This is a genomic window from Streptomyces poriferorum (genome assembly GCF_019399235.1).
GTDB lineage: Bacteria > Actinomycetota > Actinomycetes > Streptomycetales > Streptomycetaceae > Streptomyces > Streptomyces poriferorum.
In genome coordinates, this window is sequence record NZ_JAELVH010000310.1 from 1 (window position 1) to 7,186 (window position 7,186).

Here is a 7,186-nt window from a genome sequence, read left to right on the forward strand (position 1 = left end):
GGGCGCCCCACCTTCATGTCTGCCGGCCCCCGGCCCCCGGGCCTCGCGCCCTTCAGCCCTTCAGCCCTTCAGCCCTTCAGCCCTTCAGCCTGCGAGGAGCTTCTTCACCGTGGCGGCCACCCGGCCGCCCTCGGCGCGCCCCGCCACCTTCGGGTTCACGATCTTCATCACGGCCCCCATCGCACGCGGCCCCTCGGCCCCGGCGGCCTTCGCCTCGTCGACGGCGGACGCCACGATCGCGGTCAGCTCGTCGTCGCTCAGCTGCTGCGGGAGGTAGGCGTCGAGCAGCTCGCCCTCCCTCTTCTCCCGCTCGGCCTGCTCGGTCCGGCCGCCCTTGGCGAAGGCCTCGGCCGCCTCGCGGCGCTTCTTGGCCTCCTTGGCGATCACCTTCTGCACCTCGTCGTCGGAGAGTTCGCGGGCCGTCTTGCCGCCGACCTCCTCCTTGGTGATCGCGGTGAGGGTCAGCCGGAGCGTGGACGAGGTCAGCTCGTCGCGCGCCTTCATGGCCGTGGTGAGGTCTTCCTTGAGCTTGGACTTGAGCGTGGTCATGGGGTGATTGTGGCAGGTACGGGGTGCCCGCCGCCCGCCGGTTTTCCCGTGGGCACGCACCGTCTGCGACGATGGGCGCATGCGCGCACGCTACGGAGTACCCCTGAAAATCACGGCGGTCACCGCCGCGGCCGGCGCCGCCGGTCTCGCCTACGCGGCCGGATTCGAGGCTCGCTCGTTCCGTCTGCGAAGGGTCACCATCCCGGTACTCCCGCACGGCGCACGCCCGTTGCGCGTCCTCCAGGTCTCCGACGTGCACATGGTCAGCGGCCAGCGCAAGAAGCGCGCCTGGCTGCAGTCCCTGGCCGGGCTGCGCCCGGACTTCGTCGTGAACACCGGCGACAACCTCTCCGACCCGGAGGCCGTGCCGGAACTGCTCGACGCGCTGGGCCCGCTGATGGAGTTCCCGGGTGTGTACGTGTTCGGGTCCAACGACTACTACGGCCCCAAGCTCCGCAACCCCGCCCGCTACCTCTTCGAGAAGGCCGCGGGCAAGCACGGCCTCAACGGGAACGCGCCGGCGGTCGGCGTCGTCCACAACCCGTGGGAACCGATGCGCGACGCCTTCGACGACGCGGGCTGGCTGAACCTGTCCAACACCCGCGGACGCCTGAAGCTCGACGGCCTCGAACTGGCCTTCACGGGCCTCGACGACCCGCACATCAAGCGCGATCGCTACGCGGAGGTCTCGGGCGGTCCGGAGACGGGCGCCGACCTCTCCATCGGCGTGGTCCACGCGCCCTACCTGCGCTCGCTCGACGCCTTCACCGCGGACGGCTACCCGCTGATCCTGGCCGGCCACACCCATGGCGGCCAGCTCTGCATCCCCTTCTACGGAGCCCTGGTCACCAACTGCGACCTGGACACGGACCGGGTGAAGGGCCTCTCCAGCCACACGGCCGACGGCCACCGCGCCTACCTCCACGTCTCGGCGGGCTGCGGCACCAACCGCTACACCCCGGTCCGCTTCGCCTGCCCGCCGGAGGCGACCCTGCTGACCCTCACGGCGCGAGACGTGTGACCGAGGGTGCCCGGCCACTGACCACCGGCGCCCACGCGATCGGCACAAAAAGCGGATTTCGTCTCCGGCCGCCGGTGGGCTAAAGTAATCGATGTCGCCGGGAGACCGGCGGCGATCGGGGTGTAGCGCAGCTTGGCAGCGCGCTTCGTTCGGGACGAAGAGGTCGTGGGTTCAAATCCCGCCACCCCGACAGCCAAAACAGCAGGTGAGGCACCTACGGATTTTTCGTAGGTGCCTCACCTGTTTTGGTTGCGTGTCTATCTGCGTGACTACCTTTCCGGGTCCCGCTTGAAGATGCCGTCCATGACCACGGCACCGGTCTGGATCATGGGCCGGATCTGCTTCCGGTAGACCTCCTCGGTCACGGCCGTGCCGGAGTGGCCGACGAGGCGGTTGCCCTGTACAAGCGCGGCATGGCTCCACTGCTCGTGTTCACCGGCGCTACCAGCCCCACGACACGGGACCGCATGCCCCGCGGCGAAGCCGTCCACTACCAAGAGCGAGCGATCGAGCTTGGCGTGCCGTCCTCGGCGGTTCTCGTCGAGCCGCGGGCTCGCAACACTGGTGAGAACATCCGGTTCTCCAAGGCCCTGCTCGAAGAGGCGGGGGTGGAAGCGTCCTCCGTCCTCCTGATCAGCAAGCCGTACGAGGAGCGGCGTGCCTATGCGACAGCGCGTAGGGCGTGGCCGGGGGTGGAGGTCATCAGCGCATCCACGCCGATGACGTTGAACGAGTACGTCGACTCCATCCAGGACGCTCGCTTGGTGATCGACATGCTTGTAGGTGCACTACAGCGGTTGCTGATCTATCCGGAACAGGGATTCATGATCGAGCAGTCGGTGCCGGCGGACGTGCTGGAGGCGTACCAGCGGTTGCGCCGAGAAGGCTTCACGAGTCGACTCCTCACCACCGACAAGCCGGCCACCTGAGATCAGGCTCGGCCCACAGCGCGGCTTCCCCCTGAACGATGACCCCACATTCATTCGCCCCCGACCTGCAAGGTGATCACTAGCGGTTGACCCGAGCTGGGTTGTTACAGGTTTCTCTACCTCATCAAGGCACCCGGCTGCGCTCCGCTCCGCCGGGCGCGCTTCCCGGCTCTGGCTGCGCCCGCGCTCCTGCCTTCGGCCCGCTCGGCGCTGCCGCCGCCGACGCGCGCCCACAACTGGATAGGCCCGGGGGCATGAGACGAGACCGATCCGCGGGCCAAAGACATGCCTCCGGCGGGGGCGCTCAGACTCCGGGATGGGAGGGGCGCCGTTCGCGGGTGCCGGCGGATTCGTGGTGAGCGTCGTGAGGCTCCCATCCCGACCGCCTTCGCCCCAGGCAGAGCCGAGCAGTCGCGGCCCAGGGCGTCAAGGTCGTTCGTACAGTGGCGCGCTCCACCTTGACGCCCTGAACCACGCCCGCTCCACGGTGTGTGGGTCGAAGGCGGACGGGATGGGAGCTGGGGTGAGTGATGGGTTGAGGTGGTGGAGTGCCGGCTAGCGATCGAGCCGTGTGTGAGGCATAGCGGCCCTGCCCATCTCCGCCGCAGCTCGGCAGGTCAGCGTCCGGGACGTGGCGCCGCCCGCATGGAACTACGTGACGCATCCAGGAAAGCGCTCCGAGCCTTCTTCGCATTAAGGCTCATTTCTAGATACATGCCATAGTTCGGCCAATCCGGGGTTCCAGAGTTCGAACGCACCGACGACCCCAGGGCCTTTAGTGCCTCATCAAGGTTGATGCATGCCTTGTCCACGAGCTCCGGACCGAGGAGCAACACGCGCTCTAGGGAACGCTGAACACCCTCAGAAATTCGGTCCACATTGGTCGCCATCATCCCCGTGTGGTCCTCCCAGTAGCTGGGACCTCTCAGAGCCTCTTCGTGCGCCGCTATTTGATCGAAGTACTCCCCCTGGTCGATCTCCTCCTGGAACTCCTTCACGGCGGTGTCCCAGGCATCGAGAAGCGCAACGTACGCGTCCTGACGCTGACCTCGGAGCCACTGGCCGTGCACTACTGCAGCTTGGTCCCTGACCTGCCGCCTACCGAAGAAGAATCCGCTGGCCAGTGCCGCCGCGCCGGCGATGACTGCTGCGACGATGCTTGCTACTTCGCTTGTCATGTCGGACATCATCTCCACGGACTCCAGCTCGCGGCGGGCGTAGCGAGATAATCCGAGGCCTACCGACACGGACCCGGGCCCTGTCGTGCCCGATCGACCGGGAACTGACGAGCAACCACGGTGGTTGACGGACACCGAACACGAGAATGGTCCCCGACCGATTCACATGGTCAGGGGCCGTTCATCTGTGGCGAGTGTGGGATTTGAACCCATGGTGACACCGCTGCCACGACGGTTCTCAAGATTGTCACTGCACATGCCACGAGCAGTAAGGCTCAACAGCCCCCGCAGTTTCGGGCAGCACGCACAAGGGATTTCTGCTAGGAGCCCAGCATGGATGCTGCTCTCGTAGGACTGGTGGGCACGAGCATTGGTGCCGTAACTGGATTTTCCGGCGCATGGCTGCCCAGCGCGGCCAGCTGCGGATCTTCCGAGAACAGCGATCGCATGAGTCCGAGGTCCGGTGGCTGAACGAGAAGAGGGAGCTGTACCGAGATCTCCTGATGGCCATGTACGGCTGGCACGACGCCTTGGTAGGCATCTGGCGTGACGAGGGGTCAGACACTCTATTTGAGGTTCGGCGCAAGGCAATCACGCTGTCTCTTGAAGTCGAACTAATCGCCAAGGTCCCAGCGAGAAGCGCTGTACAGGAGGCTCACAGGGGGCTTTGGGCTGCCCAGCCACGCATCTTGCCGCGCGCCCAGAGCACGTCTGGCCCGGTGCCACTGGACGATGTTCTGCGCAAGCTGACAGCCATGGAGGAGGCCTTGCGTTCGGAGCTCACCCAAGCGTGATGGCGGGCTAGCTACGGATCATGAATCGCCGTGCCCCAGTTGTGGCCGATCGGGCGGGCGCCACAGGGAACATCGAGATCTGGCAGGAAACGGACCCCGGCATGCCACTGTGGGATGCGTTGTATCCCCGACGCTGCAGGTGGTGCCCCTGCGGAGGCAGCCGGGGCAGCCGCGGGCGTCACGTCGACATCGGCCAACAGCGCCTCCTGGGACCGCCGTTCCATGGGAACTCACCGGGATCGTGCGGTACGCAGCCAGGTACCGCAAGCACAACATCCGCCCCCGCCCGTCACCGTCCCTCCGAGGCCTCGTAGCGGCCGGTATGGCCGTCGCTGACCGATCCGGCTAGAGCTACGGACCAGATCGCGCTACTTCTCTGCGCTTGTACGACCCAGAGGAGCAGAACACGCGGGTGGCGAAATCACGCCCTCTACAGGTCGGGCATGCAGCTGTACCGTGCGATCCGCATACAAAGAACCAACCTCAGGGCACTGGAGCCAGACCTGTGATAGCCATTCAACTTGCGTCTGAGGGCACGAATACGGCCTCCATCGCAGCTATAGCTGGCGTTGCTGGCGCCCTGGTGGGAGGGGTGGCCACCGTTGCCGCTGCTCGTTTCTCCAGCCGGGGAACCATGGGTGCTGCCGCGAAATCGGGAGCCGACGCCTACGGCATGTCCGTTCGGCAGACACGGATGGACTCGTATCAGGAGTTCGCCAAGTCGGCGCGCCTGGCATTAAGTCAGATCCAAGACGCCGTCAACTCAGTCGGGGCATACAGCCAAAGCATCGGAGAAGACGAGCGCCGTGGTGCAATCCCTTCCCTACAAGACCTGCTCACCCAACTCGACCCGATGGGCGATGCCGCGATCCGCGTAAGGCTCGCTGGCCCAAAGGTCGTCGCCGAAGAAGCGTATGCAGTGCTTGAGAAGTGCGGGGACGCGCTGGGTGACCTGGAGAGCTACGTTGGACTGGTCCAAAGCAGCCCCTTCATGTCAGTAGACAGCGATGATCTCACGATCATTACGGAAGGCCCCCTGATCCGGTACCGCGAGGTAGCAGCCTCCATCGGAGCCGTGTCGAATGCGGTCGCAGGGTTCCTTGACGTGGCCCGTGATCATCTCGACGACTGGAACGGAAGACCCGCTTAGCGGCGTAGCGAGAGCTGTCCCGGCCGCACACGGGCCTGTGCACGGTGAGTGTCTAACTGCGTGACAACCGCGACAGACAGTCGCGAACAACCGTGGACGTCAGCGGACCATCAGCGCAGGTGACGAGCACATCGCCCCAAGGACAGTCAGCATCCCCAGTTGCTTCGGGACGAAGAGGTCGTGGGTTCAAATCCCGCCACCCCGACAGCCGTAAGACCAGGTCAGGGGCCTGATCCACTTAGTGGATCAGGCCCCTGAGTGGTTTCTGGGGGCGTCTTGGGAGCCGTTTCGGAGCCGATCTCAGGATCCGGCTCCCAGAAGGCGACGAGAGAACGTGTCCGTGGTCTGGCGAAAGAACCTTCGAGGGGTAAGCCCACCCACATAGGCTCTGGAGGTCCGGCGCACCACTGCCGGGCGCGTACCAGGGGGGCACCGTGGATCATCTCTTTACCGTCGCCGGCCAGACGGCCACGCCCATATCGCGCACTGGGCTAGCCGCAGAAAGCCTTCTTGAGCGGCAGCACCTTCAGGAGTGGGTGATCGCCCATCCGCAGGTGCTCGGGGAGTCCGTACTCGTGGTCACCGCGGAGTACGACCGGTGGGCCGACACGGACGGGGTGCCGGCGCGCGACAGGCTGGACGTACTGGGGCTGGACGCGACCGGGCGCCTCGTCGTGGTCGAGCTGAAGCGCGGAACGGCCGACCGGGACGTGCACCTCCAGGCGATCACGTATGCCGCTCTGGTGTCCCGGTTCGACCTTGGCACCCTGGCCCAGGCGCACCGCGACTTCCTGTCGCGCAGGGGGCAGGACCTCGACATCGACGCGTGCACGCAGCGCCTGCTCGATCACGTGGACGGGGAATGGAGCCCGGAACTGCTCCAGCGCCCCCGCCAAGTAATCATCGCCGCCGACTTCCCCAAGCAGGTCACCCACTCCGTGGTCTGGCTGTCGGAGATGAGCCTCGACATCGACCTCATCCAGGTGGGCCTGTGGAAGGTGGAAGGTCACCTCGTCGCCGGCTTCACCAAGGTCTACCCGACACCGGAGGTGGAGGAGTTCACGCTCGCACCGGCTCGGGTCGAAGGCGAGGCGGCGGCCAAGAAGCTGCAGGAACGCTCACGCTCGCGCAACGCCGTCCACGTGCTCGTCGACGCGGGCCTGCTGCCCGACGGAACCAGGCTACTGATGAGGCCGCGCCATGGCGTGACGGACGCCATACGCAACGACATCCGCTCCTGGGTGGCCGAAGACACCCGTCGAGCGACCGCCACCTGGGCCAACAACACCGCCAAGCCACTGGTCTGGGACGCGGACGGAGCCTCCTACTCGCCTACCGGGCTGGCCAATCACATCTTTACGGGCGTGACCGGTCGCACCGCCGACGGCATACAGGGAACGACGTGGTGGGACGTGGACACCGCCCATGTGCCCGCCGACGTCGACCCTGAGGAATGGGCCAAGCTGGCGGACACCGATCTCACGTGGCTGGCCAGGCAGCTCATCGGCACCGGCAAGCGCTAGATGTTCTGTCCACGGAGGTTGGGTGCGGTGACAGTGATCACC

7 protein-coding genes and 1 tRNA gene are annotated in these 7,186 nt (G+C 66.0%); 6 read left to right on the forward strand and 2 right to left on the reverse strand.

Annotated elements, in window-relative coordinates; translation table 11 throughout:
* Positions 1 to 84: 84 nt before the first annotated feature.
* Complete coding sequence (locus tag JGS39_RS33990) at positions 85 to 549, reverse strand: GatB/YqeY domain-containing protein (protein ID WP_219573607.1); 465 nt, start codon at positions 547 to 549, stop codon at positions 85 to 87.
* A 79-nt stretch (positions 550 to 628) separates the two neighbouring features.
* Here JGS39_RS33990 and JGS39_RS33995 point away from each other — a divergent pair, with 79 nt between their 5' ends.
* The 3 genes from JGS39_RS33995 (at position 629) to JGS39_RS34010 (ending at position 2,499) form a co-directional block, all read left to right on the forward strand.
* Entirely contained in the window at positions 629 to 1,570 is a 942-nt protein-coding gene (locus tag JGS39_RS33995) for a metallophosphoesterase (protein ID WP_219573608.1), read from the forward strand.
* A gap of 116 nt (positions 1,571 to 1,686) precedes the next feature.
* A tRNA-Pro gene (locus tag JGS39_RS34000) sits at positions 1,687 to 1,760 on the forward strand.
* A 130-nt stretch (positions 1,761 to 1,890) separates the two neighbouring features.
* Positions 1,891 to 2,499 (forward strand): YdcF family protein, encoded by a 609-nt coding sequence (locus tag JGS39_RS34010; RefSeq protein WP_372456183.1) that lies wholly within the window; start codon positions 1,891 to 1,893, stop codon positions 2,497 to 2,499.
* Positions 2,500 to 3,116: 617 nt separating this feature from the next.
* Here the strand turns inward: JGS39_RS34010 and JGS39_RS34015 are convergent.
* Positions 3,117 to 3,677, reverse strand: coding sequence for a hypothetical protein (locus JGS39_RS34015; RefSeq protein WP_219573610.1), 561 nt, complete (start codon positions 3,675 to 3,677; stop codon positions 3,117 to 3,119).
* Between the two features lie 398 nt (positions 3,678 to 4,075).
* On the opposite strand from JGS39_RS34015, the gene JGS39_RS34020 reads away from it, so the two are divergent.
* The 3 genes from JGS39_RS34020 to JGS39_RS34030 all read left to right on the forward strand — a co-directional run bounded on the left by JGS39_RS34020 (position 4,076) and on the right by JGS39_RS34030 (position 7,144).
* Positions 4,076 to 4,471, forward strand: a complete 396-nt coding sequence (locus tag JGS39_RS34020) for a hypothetical protein (protein WP_219573611.1) — start codon at positions 4,076 to 4,078, stop codon at positions 4,469 to 4,471.
* Between the two features lie 505 nt (positions 4,472 to 4,976).
* On the forward strand, positions 4,977 to 5,621 hold the full coding sequence (locus tag JGS39_RS34025; RefSeq protein ID WP_219573612.1) for a hypothetical protein: 645 nt from the start codon (positions 4,977 to 4,979) through the stop codon (positions 5,619 to 5,621).
* Between the two features lie 536 nt (positions 5,622 to 6,157).
* A complete protein-coding gene (locus tag JGS39_RS34030; RefSeq protein WP_236064047.1) occupies positions 6,158 to 7,144 on the forward strand; it encodes a PDDEXK family nuclease in 987 nt (328 codons plus the stop codon).
* Positions 7,145 to 7,186 lie beyond the last annotated feature (42 nt).